Raw genomic sequence first — 18,783 nt, forward strand, 5'->3', positions numbered from 1 at the left:
TAGTGGATCCAGCGCCAGCCGTGGCAGGCGATCTCGTGGCCCAGTTCGACCAAGGCGCGGGTCAGTTCAGGATGGCGTTGCAGCGCCATCGATACGCCGAAGACGGTCAGCGGCAGGCCGCGCCTCTCGAACTCGCGCAGCAGGCGCCAGACGCCGGCGCGCGAGCCGTATTCGTAGATGCCCTCCATGCTCATGTGGCGGTCGGGGTAGGCCGCGGCGCCGACGATCTCGGAAAGGAACTGCTCGGAGGCGGCGTCGCCGTGCAGCACGCAGTTTTCGCCGCCTTCTTCGTAGTTGAGCACGAACTGCAGCGCAACGCGCGCGCCGCCCGGCCAGCGGGCGTGCGGCGGCCGGGCACCATATCCGATGAGATCGCGTGGATAGTTATCTTTTGTCATATGTCTTTGCTTGCTTCAGGAAAACGCCCGGCACCGCCGCGCCGCCCGCAAGCGCCGACCATCACGCAATGAACGTGCCAGTCGTGCCGGCGGCGGTGCCGGATACTTCGATACCGTTGCTTCAGTTACTCGGTGCCGTGCGAGTTGGCGGCGGCGTTGCGCATGGCCTCCTCGCGCGACTGGATGCCGTTGTAGAACAGGTTCAGCGCCACGGCCACGATCGTGCCCAGCACGATGCCGCTGTGGGTGAACGGACCGGTCCACTTCGGCAAGTACTGGAAGAAGGTCGGTGCCAGCGTCGGGATCATGCCGGCGCCGATCGAGATGGCGACGATGAACAGGTTGTGGCGGTTGCGGTTGAAATCGCACGAGCCCAGGATGCGGATGCCGGTGGCGGCCACCATGCCGAACATCACGATGCCGGCGCCGCCCAGCACGAACTGCGGCACCGAGGCCACCACGTGGGCCATCTTGGGGAACAGGCCGAAGGCGATCAGGATGATGCCGCCGGCAGCCGCCACGTAGCGCGAGCGCACGCCGGTCACCGTCACCAGGCCCACGTTCTGCGAGAACGAGGTGTACGGGAAGGTGTTGAAGATGCCGCCGATAACGGTGCCGAGGCCGTCGGCGCGCAGGCCGCGGGTCAGGTCCTCGTTGCTCAGCTTCTTGCCGGTGATGTCGGACAGCGCCAGGAACATGCCGGTGGACTCCACCAGCGTGATCAGCATGACGATGCACATCGACAGGATGGCGGTCACTTCGAAGGTCGGCATGCCGAAGTGCAGCGGCGTGATGACGGCGACGAAGCTGGCTTCATCCAGGCCTTCGAACGACACCTTGCCCATCGCCATCGCCACCAGCGTGCCGGCGATGATGCCCAGCAGCACTGCGCAGTTGGCCACCAGGCCGCGGCCGTACTTGGTCAGCAGCAGGATGATCAGCAGCGTCAGGCCGGCAATGCCGAGGTTGGCCAGGTCGCCGTAGGCGAGGTTGGGCACCTCCTTGACCACGCCGTCGATCACGGCACGGGTGGTGGGCTGGCCGCCGGCCGCCCAGTTGATGCCCACGCGCATCAGCGACACGCCGATCAGCGTGATCACCGTGCCGGTCACCACCGGCGGGAACAGCCCCAGCATGCGCCCCATCATCGGCGCGATCAGGATGCCGAATACCCCCGATGCGATCACCGCGCCATAGATGCCGAGCAGGCCGACATTGGGATCGGTGCCGATGGCGATCATCGGCGCCACCGAGGCGAAGGTCACGCCCATCATCACGGGGAGGCGGATGCCGAACTTCCAGAAACCAAAGGCCTGGATCAGCGTGGCCAGGCCCGCGGCGAACAGGTCGGCGTTGATCAGGAACGCCAGCTGGTCCTTGGGCAGCTTGAGCGCGCCACCAACGATCAGGGGCACGGCAACCGTGCCGGCGTACATCACCAGAACGTGCTGCAACCCGAGCGCGAGCAGGCGCCCGGAAGGCAAACGCTCGTTGGTGAGGTCCGTCGGGACCGTGGTGCTTGCGGAATTCATGGGTGCGTCTCCTCTCCTTTGGTTTGATGGGAACACCACTGCCATGGCCCCGGTCCTGGATCCCGGAAGGTCTCCGGACCGTTATCTGCCTGTCGTCTCAGCACTCTCGTCGGCGAGCCGGGTGCTGTTTGCCGACCGGGTCTGGCCTTGTAGTTGGGGGCAGGGGCGGGAACACCGTGCTAGGTGGAGCGGCCTAGTACGCTGCGAAGATCGAAGTTGCCCGGCTCGTCCGGCTGCACGCGGTCGGCGCAGGCGCCAAGGTGGTGCGCCATGCGCGACTGGGCCAGCGCGGCATTGCCCTGTTCGAGTGCGTCGAGAATCTCTTCGTGTTCATCGAACGAGCAGGCGTTGTTGCCCGGGGCTTCCACGCTGGCGATCATCAGCGTGGTGCGCGACACCAGCCGGCGCATCATGTTGACCAGCAGCGCATTGCCCGACAGTTCCGCCAGCGCCGTATGGAACTCGGCGGACAGGCGGATCCATTTGGGCCGGTCATGCGTGAGGAAGGCCTGGCGCTCGCTGGCCACCATCTGGCGCAGCGGCGCGATCACGGCCTTGACGTCGGGCATGCCGGCAAGCTTTTCCAGCACCGCGCGTTCCAGCATCTGGCGCAGCTCGAACATGTCGTGCGCTTCGTCGGTGGAGGGGCTGGCGATAAAGGCGCCGCGGTTGGGTTCGAGATCGACCATGCCGTCGGCTGCCAGGTGCGACAGCACCTTGCGCACCGTGTGCCGCGCGGTGGCATAGATCTCGCAAAGGGAATGCTCGGTCAGCTTGGTGCGCGGCGGCAGCCGGTGCTCCATGATCGCGTCGTAGATCTCGTGATACATGCGCTCTTCGACCGAGCCCTTGCGTGCGGGCTTGGCGGGCTTGCCCGCTTGGATCTCGGTCAGCTCGGCGTCGGCCTTGGTTTCGGCGTTGGCGGCAATCAGCTTCAGGCTCTTGGACATCGTGGCACCAGCAGTCAGGCAGGGCACCGCAAATCCTGGACATCAGGCAGCGGTGATCCAAAAATTGTTGACAATTATTTGGTTACTGCTTCAATATTGTCAACAAAACCGACTCAGGTTTTCGACAACTCAGGGAAATCCCTGAATTGCCAACCGGGTAGTGCAGGCGCATTGTCGCCACGCACCACCCAGCGCCGGGATGCGTTACCAGACGTACCGAGCGGGCACCATTCCCACAAATGGTGCTAGTGAAGGCAGCGGCGCCCCTCACAACCCAATCGCCTAAGGAAAAACACGATGGGACGCTTGACCACACACGTACTTGACACCGCTGCCGGCACGCCCGGCAAGGGCATGTCGGTTACTCTTCATAAGATTGTCGACAATCGTCGCGAAACCCTGAAGACAGTCGTGACGAACCACGACGGCCGTTGCGACCAGCCGCTGCTGGAAGGCGCGGACTTCGCCGTTGGCGTGTACGAGCTGGAATTCGCCGCGGGCGACTACTTCCGCGCGCAAGGCACGCAGCTGCCCGAGCCGGCTTTCCTGGACGTGGTGCCCCTGCGCTTCGGCATTGCCGATGTCAACGCGCACTACCACGTGCCCCTCCTGGTCTCGCCCTGGTCGTACTCGACCTACCGCGGCAGCTGAAGCGGTGGCATAGGGAAACAGGAGACAAGACATGGAAGGCTACATTCTCGACTGGGCCAATCTGCTGCTGCGCTGGGTGCACGTCATCACGGCGATCGCGTGGATCGGCTCCTCGTTCTATTTCGTCTGGCTCGACAACAGCCTGACCCGTCCCACCGATCCTGACCTGCAGGAGAAGGGTGTCGGCGGCGAGCTGTGGGCAGTGCACGGCGGCGGTTTCTACAACCCGCAGAAATACCTGACCGCACCCAAGACGCTGCCTGAGAACCTGCACTGGTTCTACTGGGAGTCGTATTCCACCTGGATGACCGGCTTCGGCCTGCTGGTGGTGCTGTACCTGTTCAACGCCAGCACGTTCCTGATCGACAAGAACGTCTACGACATGTCGCCCGGCGCGGCGGTCGGCCTGGCGCTGTCCTACCTGGCCGCGGGCTGGGTGGTCTATGACGTGATCTGCCGCGTGTTCGGCAAGAGCGACAAGACCGTGGGCGTGCTGGTGGCGATCTACGTGGCCGTGGCTGCCTACGTGGCGTGCCACCTGTTCTCGGGCCGTGCGGCGTTCCTGCTGACCGGTGCGATGATCGCCACCATCATGAGCGCCAACGTGCTGGTGTGGATCATCCCGGGCCAGCGCAAGGTGGTTGCCGCGCTGCGCGCGGGCCAGCCGGTCGATCCGGTCCATGGCAAGAACGCCAAGCAGCGCAGCGTGCACAACACGTACTTCACGCTGCCGGTGCTGTTCGCGATGCTGTCGAACCACTACAGCATGACCTACAGCTACAAGTACAACTGGGCCGCGCTGATCCTGATCATGCTCGCCGGTGTGCTGATCCGCCAGTTCTTCATCCTCAAGCACAAGGGCAAGATCAACGTGGCCTGGCCCGCAGCCGGCGTTGCCGTGCTGGCCGTGGTCGCCGTGCTGATCGCGCCGCAACCGCGCCCGGCCGTGGCCAAGGCAGAAGGTGGTGAAGCCGCCACCGCCGTCAGCTTTGCCAAGGTGCAGGAAGTGATGAACGCACGCTGCGTGCAGTGCCACGCCGAGCAGCCGAAGATGATGCCGACCGCAGCCAAGGGCATCAAGCTCGATACCGCGGAAGACATCAAGGCCCACGCGCAGCTGATCTACCAGCAGGCCGTGCAGCAGAAGGCGATGCCGCTGGGCAACGTGACGCAGATCACCGACGACGAACGCGCCCTGCTGGGCCAGTGGTTCGAAGGCGGTGCCAAGACCACCAACTGAGGGTGGCTTGATCTGAAAAGCATCAGGGCCGGCGCGTGCCGCCGGCCCGCGAAATCCGAGCATCGGTGATCGACGGTCCGGAGGGTTGTGCAGTTGGCAACCATCAGTACCGGACCGGCGAGGGTTTGAACGGGGCCTTGTGCCCCGTTTTTTTTCGGCGACTTATCCGCCGATATTCAGCAACGCCAGCACCCCCAGCACCAGGAAGATCCCCGCCGCGATCTTGTGCACCAGTCCGATCGGCATCTTGTTGGCAAACTTGTCGCCAAGCAGGACCGCCGGCGCATTGGCGACCATCATGCCGAAGGTGGTGCCGGCCACCACGGCAATCACCGCATCGCTGAAGCGCGCGGCCAGCGCCACGGTGGCGATCTGGGTCTTGTCGCCCATCTCGGCAAAGAAGAAGGCCACGATGGTGGTGCCGAGGATGCCAAGGGCGCCCTTGACCGGCCTGGCCTGTTCGGCGTCGTCGAGCTTGTCGGGGATCAGCATCCATGCCGCCATCGCGATAAAGCCCAGGCCCAGGATCCAGCGCAGCAGGCTTTCGCCCAGCACATGCGTGATCCAGCCGCCGAGCGCACCGGCAAAGCCGTGGTTGAACAGCGTGGCGATCAGGATGCCAACGATGATGGGAACGGGCTTGCGGTAGCGCGCGGCCAGCACCAGCGACAGCAATTGCGTCTTGTCGCCCATTTCAGCGAGGGCGACGATGCCTGTGGAGACGAGGAAGGCTTCCATATTGGTGTTGTGGGGTAACCGGGCCGCAATGCATCGCGAGATGCCAATGACGCACACCTTTCCCGGCCCGGCCAGAAAGGTATGGTCATCGGTCTCGCCAGGCTGGACGCTGCCGGGTCCGTATCAGTACGGCCGGGCGGGTCCGGAGCTGCGCACGCCATAACCGCAAGCGGTCAAGTCTGTTGACGTACGCCCCTGTCCCCCGGAGTCCGCATTGCGCGGCGCGGTGAGAGCAGGGCGGCTACTCCCCAATGGAAGCGGCAATTATAGCGGCGGGGGGGGGGGGGGGGGCCGGCGTCCACCTGCCCCCGCCACAAGGCCTGACCCCTCAGACGGGTACAGGCGCGTTGTCGCTGGTCTGGCGGCCGCGGAAATCGGTCCAGCACAGGGCCTTGAAGTCATAGAGCTTGCAGCGGCGCGCGGTATCGAAATACCAGCGCCAGGAGAAGTTCTCGATGATGATGCGGCCCGGCAGCGCGTGCTCCAGCAGTGCCTGGGCGCGCTTGAGGCGGTACAGCGGCACGCTCATGTCGACGTGGTGCGCGGTGTGTTCCATGATGTGGTGCAGCGCCGCGCCGATGCCGTGGCGGAAGCGCAGGTGCACGGTGGTCGAGACAAAGGGCTGTGCCTTGGCCCACATGGCCTTGGTGTCATACCAGGCGACGCTGGTGTGGGTGTGGTGCACATACAGCACGAAGCCGACGGTGACGTTCCAGACCAGGAATGGCAGCACAAAGCCCGCGCCGATCAGCAACCACACCGACTGCTCCGTGGCCAGCGCCAGGCCCGCCAGCGCGCCGATCCAGGCCAGCCCGAAGGCGGCTACCAGCACACAGTCGCCGGTGAAGATCGGGCGGCGCGTAGCCATCTGGCGCTTGCTGGGGAAGAACATCTTGCACCACCAGATTTCCACCAGGTAATACAGGCCCGGGCCGAAGCCGGTGCGGTAGATGCGCTCCATCACGCGGCGCCAGCGCGGCAGCGCGTTGAATTCTTCCAGTGAGTAGGGCGCCCAGACGAAGTCGAAGCCCTTCAGGTTGGTATAGCCATGGTGCACCACGTTGTGGCCGACTTCCCACAGGCTGTACGGCGTCAGCGAGGGCAGGAAGGTGAGCCGTCCCAGCCACTTGTTCAGGCCGCGGCGCGGGGTCAGGCTCTGGTGGCAGGCATCGTGGCCGATGATAAACAGGCGCGCGATGATCAGCCCGGCCAGCACGCCCAGCGCCAGCTTGGCGGCCCAGTGCTGCGCCAGCACCACGCCGGCCAACACGGCGCCGAACAGCAAGTAGTCGAAGGCGAACAACAGCAGTGCGCGCGGCGTGCTGCGCTGGCCCAGCGGGATCAACCAGCCGCGGATGATCTTGCGCGAGGGCAGCGGGGCGTCCGGCGCGATCGGCTCCGGCAGCGGGGCGTGGTTGGGCGCGCCCTTGCGCGCGGCATGGGGCACGCCATGCGGGCCACTGGCGCGCTCAGGGGCGTGAGCGGCGGATTGGGAAGCGGTCATGCGGAACCTTCTGATTGCGGTCGGATGGGTATGGGCGCACGGCACGCAGACGGCCGCGGCGGAACCGCAAGGTTAGAAGGCTTTGTCGAAGGCGGCCTTGACGGTCGTCAAGCCGGAGGCGGGGGCGAAGCGGTAAAAGCGCGCCCGCCGCATGGGGGCGGGCGGCTGCTGGCCAGGTGACGGATCAGGCGGCTGGCACGTGGGCGGCCTCGCCCATCACATAGACGCTGTCGATGACGCGGTCGTCGCCCAGCATGGCAAAGGCGAACAGCTCTTCTTCCAGCGTTTCCGAGCGGTTGCTGCGGCGCGCGATCAGCGGCGTGGCCTTGGGGTCCAGCACGATGAAGTCGGCCTCGCAGCCAACGCTGAAGCTGCCGACGCGGTCGGTCCAGCCCAGCGCCTCGGCCGCGGCGCGGGTGGCCAGGTAGAACATGCGCAGCGCGGTCAGGTAGTAGCCGCCCATGCGCGCCACCTTGTGCGCCGCGTTCATGGTGCGGAACATCGAGAACGAGGTGCCGCCGCCGACGTCGGTGGCCAGCGTCACGTTCAGGCGGTTGGCGTCGGACTGGTGGAAGTCATAGAAGCCGCTGCCCAGGAACAGGTTGGAGGTGGGGCAATGCGCCACCGCGGCGCCGCTGTCGGCCAGGCGCCGGCGGTCGTCCTGGTCCAGGTAGATGGCGTGGCCATACATCGCGCCCGGGCGCAGCAGGCCGTAGCGGTCGTACACGTCCAGGTAGCTGCGCGCGTCCGGGAACAGCTCGGCCACCCATTTGACCTCGTCGCGGTTCTCGGCCACGTGGGTCTGGATAAAGGCGTCCGGATAGGCGCGCGCCAGCTCGCCGCAGGCGGCCAGCTGCGCCTCGGTCGAGGTCGGGGCAAAGCGCGGCGTGATGGCGTAGGCCAGGCGCCCCTTGTTATGCCAGCGCGAGAGCAGGTCGGCGGAGTCCCGGGCGCCGGTCTCGGCCGTATCGCGCAGGAATTCCGGGCAGTTGCGGTCCATCATCACCTTGCCCGTGACCATGCGCAGGTTGCGCGCCTCGCTTTCGGCAAAGAGAGCCTCGGCCGAGGCCTTGTGCACCGTGCTCCAGACCACCGCGCTGGTGGTGCCGTTGCGCAGCAGTTCCTCGGTGAAGAAGCCGGCCACGCCGCGCGCGTAGTCGGGGTCGGCAAAGCGGCGCTCTTCGGGGAAGGTGTAGGTGTCGAGCCAGTGCAGCAGGCCCGGCGACGGCGACGCGATCATGTCGGTCTGCGGGTAGTGCACGTGGGTGTCGATAAAGCCGGGCACGATCAGCTTGCCGCGGTGGTCGACGATCTCGGCATCAGCCGGAATGCGCGCAGCCAGCTGCGTATGGTCGCCGGCGGCGGCGATGCGCCCGTTGGTGACGATCAGCACCCCGTCGTCCCAATACTGATACGCATCCTCATGGAATTGCGGATCGCGCAGGAAATGCAGCACGCGGCCGCGAATGGCACGGGTGAGGGAGTCAGTCTTGGGGTTGGTCGTCATGGTTTGTCTCTTGTGGCCGGCCCGCGCGGAACGGCATGGTTCAAGCAGCGGGCCGGGCTATTGGCATGCGCCGCGCTCAGGCCGCTGGGGCCGTTGCGGGCGGGGACTTGGGCGGGCTCGACCAGAAGTGGTCGACTTCCGCCAGGAATTCGGCCTTCTGCATGGCAGGCAGGAAGGCCGCTTCAAAGCTGTTGCGGGCAAGCTTGTGGGCATCGGCCGCGTCCAGCGGCAGCGCCTCGAAGGTGGCTTCCCAGTTGGCGTTCATATAGCCGCCGAAGTAGGCCGGATCGTCCGAATGCAGCGTGATCACCACGCCGGCATCGAGCATGCGCTTGAGCGGGTGGTCGCGCAGGTCCGGGTAGACCTTGAGCTTGACGTTGGACAGCGGGCACACGGTCAGCGCCACGCGCTCGCGCGCCAGGCGTTCCACCAGTGCCGGATCGTCGATGGCGCGCACGCCGTGGTCGATACGCTGCGCCTTGAGGATGTCGAGGGCGTCGGTGACGTATTGCGCCGGACCTTCCTCGCCCGCGTGGGCCACCAGGTGCAGGCCCAGCTCGCGCGCCCTGGCGAACACGCGCGCGAACTTCTCGGGCGGGTTGCCTTGCTCGGACGAATCCAGGCCCACGCCGACAAAGCGGTCGCGGTAGGGCAGCGCCGCTTCCAGCGTGGCGAAGGCGTCTTCCTCCGGCAGATGGCGCAGGAAGCACAGGATCAGGCTGCTGGAGAAGTCATATTCGGTGCGCGCCTGGGCCAGGGCATCGGCGATGCCGTCGATCACCACGCCGATCGGCACGCCGCGCGCGGTATGGGTCTGCGGATCGAAAAAGATCTCGGCGTGGCGGACGTTGTCGGCGACGGCGCGCTTGACGTAGTCCATGGTCATGTCGAAGAAATCTTCCTCGGTCAGCAGCACGCTGGCGCCGGCGTAGTAGATGTCCAGGAACGACTGCAGGTCGGTGAAGGCGTAGGCGGCGCGCAGCGCCTCGACGCTGGGATAGGGCAGCGCCACCTGGTTGCGCTGCGCCAGCCGGAAGATCAGTTCCGGCTCAAGCGTGCCTTCGATATGCACATGCAGTTCGGCCTTGGGAGTGCGGCGGATCTGTTCCGCGAGCGCGGCATCGATGGTCATGGGGGCCTCGTTTCTGGGCATTTCTGTGCCTGCCGGCGGGGCCGGCGGCACGGGTTCAGGGATGCACCGCCTCCGGGCGGCCCAGACGCAGCGCGGCAAGGCGCTGTTCGCGGACCTGGAGCAGCTGGGCGACGATGGCTACCGCAATCATAGCCGGAGCCTTGTCGGTAATCCCGGGAACCCCCATGGGGCATGTCATTTCCGCAAACCGGGCCGGGTCGATGCCGTGCTCGGCCATGCGGTGTTCAAAGCGCGCGCGCTTGGTCTTGGAGCCGATCAGCCCGAAGTAGGCGAAATCGGTGCGCTTGAGGATTTCCTCGCACAGGGTCTGGTCCAGCGCATGGCTGTGCGTCATGACCAGGAAGTAGCTGCCCGCGGGCGCCTGGGCCACTACCGCTTCGGGCGTGTCGCTGGCCTCGGCCTCGACATTGTCGGGCAGCCCGCCGGGGAACAGCGTGTCGCGCTCGTCGACCCAGTGCACGCGGCACGGCAGCGTGGCCAGCACCTTGACCAGTGCATGGCCGACATGGCCCGCGCCAAACAGCACCACGTGCATGGTGTCGGGCACCAGCGTATCGGTCCAGCTGCCGTCGGCGTGCAGCGTTACGCCGGGGATCACGGCATGGCTGTCGCCATGGGTGATCGCGCCGCTGGCCGGCACCTGCCGCTGCACTGCCTTGCCGGCGGTGAAATTGCGTTCGACCGCGTCAAGCCAGTGCAGGTCGGTTTTGCCCAGTACCTCGAACGCCAGCTGCACCACGCCGCCGCAGCACTGGCCCAGCGCCGGCCCGAGCGGAATGCGCTCGATCCGGCGTTGTTCACCGCGCACCAGCATCTCGCGTGCGATATCCATGCCGCGCCACTCCAGGTGGCCGCCACCGATGGTGCCGACCAGGTCGTCGGCGCTGACCAGCATGCGGATGCCGGCCTCGCGCGGGGCCGAGCCCTTGACTTCGACGATGGTGACCATCGCCACCGGCACGCCGGCGTGCACCATGCGGGCGGCGTCGGCGAAGCGGAAGGGTTTGAGCGGTGCGTCCTGCATGTCGGGGGCCTTGTCGGTGTTGCCTGGTTGCTGCTTGATGCTGTGGTGCTGCCTGCGCTGTGTCAGCGCAAGAGTGGCGCGCGCCTGCTTCTGCCACCGGCCCCTTGCCCGTCAACGCGGCCAAGGGGGGAAAGTCCGGGGGCGCCCGCAGGCGCGCGCTTCCTGCGATCGTTCCGCCAGCTCAGGCTGGCTGCTCCGCGGCTGCGCGCACGGCGTCGACGGCGTCCAAAATCGCTTCGCTGGTGGCCGGGGCCTTCAGCGGCGGGTTGATGCGGTAGTCGCCAACGGCAGCCACGGCGTCGCGGATCGCGAAGAACACCGAGAACGGCAGCAGCAGCGGCGGCTCGCCCACGGCCTTGGAGCGGTGGATGCTGTCCTCGACGTTGCGGTTCTGGAACAGGCGCACGTTGAATGCCTCCGGGCAGTCGTTGACCGTGGGGATCTTGTACGTGGACGGGGCGTGCGTCATCAGCTTGCCGTCCTTGTTCCACCACAGTTCCTCGGTGGTCAGCCAGCCCATGCCCTGGATAAAGGCGCCTTCGACCTGGCCGATGTCGATCGCCGGGTTCAGCGAGCGGCCGGCGTCGTGCAGCGCGTCGGCGCGCAGCAGCTTCCATTCGCCGGTGAGCGTGTCGACCAGCACCTCGGAGCACGCGGCACCGTAGGCGAAGTAGTAGAACGGGCGGCCCTGCAGCCTGCTCTGGTCCCAGTGCAGCTTGGGCGTGGTGTAGAAGCCGTCGGACCACAGCTGCACGCGCGCCACGTAGGCTTCGCGCGCCAGCTCGCCGAACGACACGCGCAGTTCGCCGGCGCTGACCAGGTCATCGTTGAAGCGCACCTCGGACGGCTCCACGCCGGCCTTGCGCGCGGCAAACACGGCCAGGCGCTCGCGGATCTGGCGGGCGGCATCCTGCGCGGCCTTGCCGTTCAGGTCGGCGCCGGTGGAAGCGGCAGTGGCCGAGGTATTGGCCACCTTGCTGGTATCGGTCGCGGTCACGCGCACGCGTTCCATGCGGATGCCCAGTTCATGCGCCACCACCATCGCCACCTTGGTGTTCAGGCCCTGGCCCATTTCGGTGCCGCCGTGGTTCACCAGCACTGAACCGTCGTTGTAGACGTGCACCAGCGCGCCGGCCTGGTTGAAGTGGGCCACGTTGAACGAGATGCCGAACTTCACCGGGGTGATGGCGATGCCCTTCTTCAGCACCGGGCTGGTGGCGTTGAACGCGCGTGTGGCCTCGCGGCGGGCGCGGTATTCGCTGCTGGCCACCAGTTCGTCGATCAGCTCGTGGATGACGTTGTCTTCCACGGTCTGGCCGTAAGGCGTGACGTTGTTCTCGGTCTTGCCATAGAAGTTGGCGCGGCGCACGTCCAGCGAATCCTTGCCGACCGTGCGGGCGACATTGTCCAGGATGTATTCGACCGCGAACGCGCCCTGCGGGCCGCCGAAGCCGCGGAAGGCGGTATTGCTCTGCGTGTTGGTCTTGCCGCAGTAGCCGTCGATCTGCACGTTCGGCAGCCAGTAGGCATTGTCGAAGTGGCAGATGGCGCGGGTCATCACCGGGCCCGACAGGTCGGCCGAGAAGCCGGCGCGCGACACCATCTCGACCTTGACGCCCTCGATGTGGCCTTCGTCGTCGTGGCCCACGGTGTAGTCGAACACGAAGTCATGGCGCTTGCCGGTGATCATCATGTCGTCGTCGCGGTCCGGGCGCAGCTTGACCGGGCACATCAGCTTCCAGGCAGCCAGCGCGGCGCAGCAGGCGAACAGCGCCGACTGCGATTCCTTGCCGCCGAAGCCGCCGCCCATGCGGCGGCATTCGACCAGCACCTGGTGCGCCTGCCAGCCGAGCATATGGCACACCGCGTGCTGCATCTCGGTCGGGTGCTGGGTCGAGCACCACACTTGCATGCCGTCGTTCTCGCGCGGCGCGGCGTACGAGATCTGGCCTTCCAGGTAGAACTGCTCCTGGCCGCCCAGGTGGATCCTGCCGCTGTCCTGGTGGGCCGCGCCGGCAATGCGCGCGGCGGGCTCGCCGCGCGTCAGGTGCATCGGCGGCAGCACATAGCTGCCGGCCTCGTGCGCGGCTTGCGGCGACAGCACCGGGGGCAGGTCTTCGTAGTCGATCGTGCCCAGGCGGGCGGCGCGGCGCGCGGCGTCATGCGAGGTCGCCACCACGATAAAGACCGGCTGGCCGACGAACTGGACCACGTCGCGCGCCAGGATCGGGTCGTCGTGGATGATCGGGCCGCAGTCGTTGGTGCCGGGGATGTCGTCCACCGTCAGCACGTCGACCACGCCGGGCGCGGCGCGCACCTTGTCGAGCGAGATCGACTTGATGCGGGCGTGCGCGCGGGTGCTCATGCCGAGCGCGGCGTGCAGCGTGCCGGCCAGCTCGGGGATGTCGTCCGTGTAGGTGGCGGTGCCGGCCACGTGCAGGTGGGCGGATTCATGCGGACGCGAGATGCCGACCTGCGAGACCTGTTCGGCGGTGGCGTCGAGCAGGAAGGGTTCGGTTTGCTTGTTCATGCCGATGCTTTCCTTTTTCTCTGGCTCAGGCCGTGGCGGTTTCAGTGGCGCCGGCGCCGATGGCGCGGACGTTGACGGCTGCCGCGGGCAGCGCTTCGGCGCGGGTCTCCAGCCAGAAGCGGTACAGCAGGTTGGCGGCACCGCGGCTGCGGTACGACGCGGTCGCGCGCATGTCGGACAGCGGCGTGTAGTCCTGCGCCAGCGCGGCCATGCCGGCGCGGGCGGTGGCTTCATTCCACGGCTGGCCGGTCAGGGCCGCTTCGGTGGCGGCGGCGCGCTTGGGCGTGGCGGCCATGCCGCCGAAGGCGATGCGGGCCTGCGTGACGATGCCGTCCTGCACGGTGATGCCGAATGCGGCACACACGGCGGAAATATCCTCATCAAAGCGTTTGGACAGCTTGTAGGTGCGGAAGTGCTGCGGGCCGGCCACCGGCACGCGCAGCGCGGCGACGAATTCGCCCGGCTGCATCGCGGTCTTCTGGTAGGCCAGGTACAGGTCTTCCAGCGGCAGCGTGCGGCGCGTCTCGCCATGCTGCAGCACCACTTCCGTGCCCAGCGCGATCAGCGCCGGCATCGAGTCGCCGATCGGCGAACCGTTGGCGATATTGCCGCCCAGCGTGCCGGCATTGCGGATCGGCAGCGAGGCAAAGCGCTTCCACATCTCTTCCAGCTCGGGGTGTGCGGCGTTGAGTGCGGCGTAGGCCTTTTCCAGCGTCACGGCGGCGCCGATCTCGACCATGCCGTCGCGTTCCTCAATGTGGCTCAGGTCTTCCACCTGGCCCACGTAGAGCAGGTTGCCCAGCTCGCGGAACTGCTTGGTGACCCACAGGCCCACGTCGGTGCTGCCGGCCAGGATGCGGATATCGGGCTGTGCCGCCTTGATCGCGCCGAACTCGGCCGCGCTGCGCGGGGCAAAGAACTCCTGGCCCTGGGCGCGGTAGCGGAAGGTCTCGCCGCGCTTGAGGTTGCGCAGGGTGTCGGCGATCTGCTTCGGGTTGAGCTTGTCCGCCGTCGGGGCGGGCAGGGCCATCATGCGCTCGCCGGCGTCGATGATCGGGCGGTAGCCGGTGCAGCGGCACAGGTTGCCGGTCAGCGCGTCGCAGATGGTCTGGCGCGAGGGCGCTTCGCCGCCCGGGGTGTGCTGCTGGTACAGCGCCCACAGCGACATCACGAAGCCGGGAGTGCAGAAGCCGCACTGCGAGCCGTGGCACTCGACCATGGCTTCCTGCACCGGGTGCAGGTTGCCGTCGGCCTGGCGCAGGTCCTCGACCGTGATCAGGGCCTTGCCGTCGAGCGTGGGCAGGAACTGGATGCAGGCGTTGACCGCCTTGAATTCGACATCGCCGCCGTCTTGCAGCTCGCCGACCACGACGGTGCAGGCGCCGCAGTCGCCTTCGGCGCAGCCTTCCTTGGTGCCGGTGCAGCGCGCGTCTTCACGCAGGTACTGCAGCACGGTGCGGGTGATGGGGGCGTCGGATACTTCCTTGACCTGGCCGCGGTGGAAAAAGCGGATGGTTTGCGTCTCCATGGTCTTCTCTCTCTTGGTGATGGCGGAAACATAGCACCCTGGCCTTTCATGCAATATTCGGCCCAGGTGATATGCCCCATCAGCGGGCGGCCCGATTGGTGCCCCGCCGCACCGCAAGGCGCCCCCCCTGGAGGAGGTGATTTGACCGTTTGCGGGGCGCCTGTCATACACTATGCGCCGTTCCCATCCCCCACGCCACCCATCTGGCCCCCGCCGGAGGGCCGCCATCGCCATGCACGGACGCGACCATCTCGATACATATTTGCTGCGGGTGCTTCACACCCTGCTGACCGAGCAGAGCGTGACCCGCACGGCCGTGCGCCTGGGCCAGTCCCAGCCCGCCATCAGCAATACCCTGAAGCGCCTGCGGGAGATCACCGGCGATGCCATTTTGGTGCGGGGCAAAAACGGCATGGTGCCGACCGAGCGCGGCCGCGAACTGCTGGCGCTGGCCGAGCAGAGCCTGGCGGCGATGGACCGCATCGCGCGCCCGCCGCAGCAGTTCGACCCGGCTACCACCACGCGCACCTTCCACCTGGGCGCGCCGGACTACCTGGACGCCTTCTTCCTGCCCAATATCGTCGAACGCGTGCGCCGGCTGGCGCCGGGCGCCAAGCTGTTCGTGCATCCGATGACGTCGTCGTCGGACTTCCTGGACGACCTGGAGCAGGGGCAGCTCGATATCGTGGTCGGCAACTGGCTGTCGCCGCCGGAGCACCTGCATATCTCGCCGCTGTTCGACGACGAGGTGGTGTGCATGCTGGGCGCCCAGCATCCGCTGGCGCGCAAGGGGCTGACGCTCAAGCACTACCTGGAGATGCCGCACCTGGCCCCGGCGCCGTATGCGTCGATGCAGCGCAGCATGATCGACCAGGCGCTGGCCGAGCAGGGCTACAAGCGCAACATCCAGGTCACGCTGCCGTATTTCGGCCTGGTGCCGTATGTGCTGATGAAGACGGATATGGTCTTTACCACCGGCCGCCAGTTTGCCGCGCACTACGCGCAGTACCTGCCGATCCGCATGGTGCCCTCGCCGGTGTCGTTCCCGCGCATGCGCTTTTACCAGCTGTGGCACGAGCGCTGCCACGCGGCGCCGGATGTGATGTGGATCCGGCGCATGATCGCCGAGGTGGCGGCGGACCTGCCGCAGTTGCCGCGGCTGGAGGCAGAGGCCGGCTGAGCGGGCCGGGGCAGCAGGCGAGGAGCTTACTTTGCCTTGTAGCTCGGGAAGAACAGCTGCTCGCCTTCCACCTGGTACCCGGCAATCGCGTCCTGTCCTTCCTTTGACGTGATCCACTCCACCAGCTTGATCGCATCCGTGTGGTTGATACCCGCATGCCTGGCGGGGTTGACCGCGATGATGCCGTACGGGTTGAACATCTTCGGATCGCCTTCGATGGCGATGGCCAGGCCGGTCTTGGCGCGATAGGCGCCGTAGGTGGCGCGGTCCGACAGCGTATAGGCCGGCATCTGCGCGGCCATCGTCAGCACCTCGCCCATGCCCAGGCCGGCGTTGACGTACCACGGCTGGCCCTTGGGCTCGATGCCGAGCTGCTTCCAGTAGTCCTTCTCCATCACGTCGGTGCCGGAGTTGTCGCCGCGCGAGATGAACTTGCTGCCGCTGCCGGCGAGCTTGCGGAACCCCGCCAGCACGTCCTTGCCGCCCTTGACGCCTGCCGGGTCGCTGGCCGGGCCGACCACGATGAAGTCGTTGTACATCACGTCGCGGCGGTTCACGCCGTAGCCGGCCGCGACAAAGGCGTCTTCCATCTTGCGCGCATGCACCAGCAGCACGTCGACGTCGCCCATCTCGCCCATCTTCATGGCCTTGCCCGAGCCGACCGCGATCACCTTGACGGTGACGCCCGCCTTTTGCTCGAAGCGCGGCAGCAGGTATTTCAGCAGGCCCGAGTTCTCGGTGCTGGTGGTGGTGGCCAGCTTCAGTTCCCCGCCATGGGCCGCCGACAGCAGGCCTGCGCAGGCAATCGCAACGAGATGGCGCGCTGGGCGGCGCAGGCGTTGGGCAAGGCGAGGCGACATGCGGTGGCTCCTTTGTATTATGTTTTTTCAGACATAATTGCTTTTGCCTTTCGATCTCATGGAGAATGCGGCAAAAGAACATAAGAATGGGGTATTCATTGTGGTCCAGCCGAGATCGACAAGTAAATATGCTGCGGATGACATATGACCTTCCGCTTTGACCTGTTCCCCGTGATCGCGCCCGACGACAATCCGCGCGCCAACGGCAAGGTCTTCCAACTGCTCAAGGCCGTGCGCGAGACCGGCTCGCTGCACCGCGCCGCGCGCGAGATCGGCTTGTCGTACCGCCATGCCTGGGGCGTGATGCGGGCCTGGGAGGAAATGCTCGGGCGCAGCGTGCTCGATATGGAGCGCGGCCGCGGTGCCTCGCTGACCCGCTTTGGCGAACGCCTGCTGCGCGCCGAGCTGCGCCTGCGCGAATCGGTCGACCCGGTGGTGCAGAAGGCCATGGCCGACTTCGTTGCCGAGCTGGACGATGCCCAGCAGCCGCAGTCGCAGGTGCATTTCACCGGCAGCCATGACCCGGCGGTGGAGGTGCTGGCCGCCGCGCTGGGCGAGGCAGGAACCTCGCTGCAGCTCGACACGGTGTTCTGCGGCAGCGTGGAGGGGCTGATCTGCCTGCAGGAGCGGCAGTCGGAACTGGCCGGCTTCTATGTCTCGCCGGTGCAGACCGCGGGCTCGGTCGCGCATGTGACGCTGCGCAAGTGGCTGCGGCCGGCCGCGGTGCGGCTGCTGCGGCTGGCCTGGCGCGAGCAGGGCCTGATCCTGGCGCCGGAGGTGGCGCGCGAGGTGCATGACCTGCGCGACCTGGCGCGCACCCAGGCACGCTTCGTCAACCGGCAGCGCAGTTCGGGCACGCGCATGCTGTTCGACCAGCTGCTGGCCGCGCAGGGCCTGTACCCCGACCAGATCGCCGGCTACGACGAGACCGAGTTCAGCAACGAGAAGGTGGCCGAGGCCGTGCACGGCGGCCGCGCGCAGGTGGGCTTCGGGCTGCGCATGAATGCCGAGGCCCACGGGCTCGCCTTTGTGCCGCTGACGCGCGAGGCCTACTACCTGGCGCTGCGCAAGAACGACCAGACCGCCGGCTGGATGGCAGCGCTGCTGGCCCTGCTGGCTGATCCGGCCTTTGCCCGGCGCATCGAGGCGCTGCCCGGCTACACCATGGCCGAGCCGGCCGGTATCCTGACGCCGCAGGAGGCGTTGCCGTGGTTCGGGCCGGGCGGCAAGGAAGACAACTGAGGGCCAGCCAGGCGGCATGACGCCGACGGGCGCGCGGCTGCGCGGCCCGGTCCGTATTACACTCCCTGCCAGGCGCACCGCGGTTTGCATCGGCTTGCGCCAGACCCTTGCAAGGAGCGCCATGCTGGAAACCGCCGCGCTGGCCGCGGGCATGTCCTGGGCCAGCGGCTTTCGCCTCTACCTTGCGGTGCTGGCCGCCGGCGTGCTGGCGCGCCTGGGCTGGCTGGACCTGCCGCCCGGGCTGCAGCCGCTGGAATCCTGGTGGGTCATCGGCGTGGCCGCCGTGCTGGCCGTGGCCGAATTCGTCGCCGACAAGGTGCCCGCGTTCGATACCGTCTGGGACGGCATCCATACCTTTATCCGGATCCCCGCCGGCGCGATCCTGGCCGCCGCCGCCTTCGGCCAGCTGGATCCGCAGTGGATAGTGGCGGCAGGGCTGATCGGCGGCACGCTGGCCGGCACCGCGCATGCGGTCAAGGCGGGCACGCGCGCGCTGATCAATGTGTCGCCGGAACCGTTCTCCAATTGGACGGCCTCATTCACTGAAGACCTGACCGCGACCGGCAGCCTGCTGCTGGCGTTTTTCCTGCCGGTGGTGTTCCTGGTCTTGCTGGTGGTCTTCCTGCTGGTGTCGGTGTGGCTGCTGCCGAAATTGTGGCGCGGCGTGCGCCGGCTGCATGCGAGCCTGCGCGGCAGGTCTGAGCGGCCTGGCACACCTCGCTAGCTTCCCGGCCATTTCCGCTTTT

At 67.0% G+C, this 18,783-nt stretch carries 16 protein-coding genes and 1 riboswitch; of the genes, 5 read left to right on the forward strand and 11 right to left on the reverse strand.

All coding sequences use genetic code 11. The features are described 5' to 3' along the window. The 3 genes from AC3WON_RS26695 to AC3WON_RS26705 form a co-directional block, all read right to left on the reverse strand. Positions 1-398 (reverse strand): polysaccharide deacetylase family protein (locus tag AC3WON_RS26695; RefSeq protein ID WP_492353084.1); only part of this gene is annotated, 398 nt, incomplete at its 3' end. Between the two features lie 125 nt (positions 399-523). Further along, complete coding sequence (locus AC3WON_RS26700; protein WP_492320948.1) at positions 524-1,930, reverse strand: nucleobase:cation symporter-2 family protein; 1,407 nt, start codon at positions 1,928-1,930, stop codon at positions 524-526. 179 nt (positions 1,931-2,109) lie between these two features. Further along, on the reverse strand, positions 2,110-2,880 hold the full coding sequence (locus AC3WON_RS26705) for a GntR family transcriptional regulator (protein ID WP_492320947.1): 771 nt from the start codon (positions 2,878-2,880) through the stop codon (positions 2,110-2,112). A gap of 297 nt (positions 2,881-3,177) precedes the next feature. Here AC3WON_RS26705 and uraH point away from each other — a divergent pair, with 297 nt between their 5' ends. Then, a complete protein-coding gene (uraH, locus tag AC3WON_RS26710; RefSeq protein ID WP_010809171.1) occupies positions 3,178-3,531 on the forward strand; it encodes a hydroxyisourate hydrolase in 354 nt (117 codons plus the stop codon). 31 nt (positions 3,532-3,562) lie between these two features. Continuing rightward, positions 3,563-4,771 carry a urate hydroxylase PuuD gene (locus AC3WON_RS26715; RefSeq protein WP_010809170.1) on the forward strand — a complete coding sequence of 403 codons (1,209 nt, stop codon included), beginning with the start codon at positions 3,563-3,565 and terminating at the stop codon, positions 4,769-4,771. Between the two features lie 162 nt (positions 4,772-4,933). Here AC3WON_RS26715 and AC3WON_RS26720 read toward each other — a convergent pair whose 3' ends face one another. The 7 genes from AC3WON_RS26720 to xdhA form a co-directional block, all read right to left on the reverse strand. Continuing rightward, positions 4,934-5,509, reverse strand: a complete 576-nt coding sequence (locus AC3WON_RS26720) for a TMEM165/GDT1 family protein (RefSeq protein WP_492320946.1) — start codon at positions 5,507-5,509, stop codon at positions 4,934-4,936. Positions 5,510-5,623: 114 nt separating this feature from the next. Next, a riboswitch (yybP-ykoY riboswitch) is annotated at positions 5,624-5,771 on the reverse strand. Between the two features lie 66 nt (positions 5,772-5,837). Further along, the gene (locus AC3WON_RS26725; protein WP_492320945.1) at positions 5,838-7,013 is read right to left on the reverse strand and encodes a fatty acid desaturase; all 1,176 of its coding nucleotides are present in this window, start codon (positions 7,011-7,013) and stop codon (positions 5,838-5,840) included. 184 nt (positions 7,014-7,197) lie between these two features. Then, a complete protein-coding gene (guaD, locus tag AC3WON_RS26730; protein WP_492320944.1) occupies positions 7,198-8,520 on the reverse strand; it encodes a guanine deaminase in 1,323 nt (440 codons plus the stop codon). Positions 8,521-8,596: 76 nt separating this feature from the next. Then, on the reverse strand, positions 8,597-9,652 hold the full coding sequence (locus tag AC3WON_RS26735) for an adenosine deaminase (protein ID WP_035819904.1): 1,056 nt from the start codon (positions 9,650-9,652) through the stop codon (positions 8,597-8,599). Positions 9,653-9,707: 55 nt separating this feature from the next. Continuing rightward, complete coding sequence (gene xdhC, locus AC3WON_RS26740) at positions 9,708-10,697, reverse strand: xanthine dehydrogenase accessory protein XdhC (protein ID WP_492353085.1); 990 nt, start codon at positions 10,695-10,697, stop codon at positions 9,708-9,710. Positions 10,698-10,878: 181 nt separating this feature from the next. Then, a complete protein-coding gene (xdhB, locus tag AC3WON_RS26745; RefSeq protein WP_492320943.1) occupies positions 10,879-13,227 on the reverse strand; it encodes a xanthine dehydrogenase molybdopterin binding subunit in 2,349 nt (782 codons plus the stop codon). A 25-nt stretch (positions 13,228-13,252) separates the two neighbouring features. Beyond that, positions 13,253-14,755 carry a xanthine dehydrogenase small subunit gene (gene xdhA, locus AC3WON_RS26750; RefSeq protein ID WP_492320942.1) on the reverse strand — a complete coding sequence of 501 codons (1,503 nt, stop codon included), beginning with the start codon at positions 14,753-14,755 and terminating at the stop codon, positions 13,253-13,255. A gap of 232 nt (positions 14,756-14,987) precedes the next feature. Here xdhA and AC3WON_RS26755 point away from each other — a divergent pair, with 232 nt between their 5' ends. Continuing rightward, positions 14,988-15,935, forward strand: coding sequence for a LysR substrate-binding domain-containing protein (locus AC3WON_RS26755; protein WP_010809162.1), 948 nt, complete (start codon positions 14,988-14,990; stop codon positions 15,933-15,935). Positions 15,936-15,961: 26 nt separating this feature from the next. Here the strand turns inward: AC3WON_RS26755 and AC3WON_RS26760 are convergent, their stop codons facing one another. Beyond that, positions 15,962-16,795, reverse strand: coding sequence for an ABC transporter substrate-binding protein (locus AC3WON_RS26760; RefSeq protein WP_492353086.1), 834 nt, complete (start codon positions 16,793-16,795; stop codon positions 15,962-15,964). Between the two features lie 144 nt (positions 16,796-16,939). Between AC3WON_RS26760 and AC3WON_RS26765 the strand changes: the two genes are divergently transcribed. Together AC3WON_RS26765 and AC3WON_RS26770 are read left to right on the forward strand one after the other, a co-directional pair. Next, the gene (locus AC3WON_RS26765; protein WP_492353087.1) at positions 16,940-18,037 is read left to right on the forward strand and encodes a substrate-binding domain-containing protein; all 1,098 of its coding nucleotides are present in this window, start codon (positions 16,940-16,942) and stop codon (positions 18,035-18,037) included. Between the two features lie 121 nt (positions 18,038-18,158). Further along, positions 18,159-18,761: a DUF4126 domain-containing protein gene (locus AC3WON_RS26770; RefSeq protein ID WP_492353088.1), complete on the forward strand. Its 603-nt coding sequence runs from the start codon at positions 18,159-18,161 to the stop codon at positions 18,759-18,761. Positions 18,762-18,783: the final 22 nt, after the last annotated feature.

It is taken from the genome of Cupriavidus sp. FW305-46 (genome assembly GCF_058787075.1).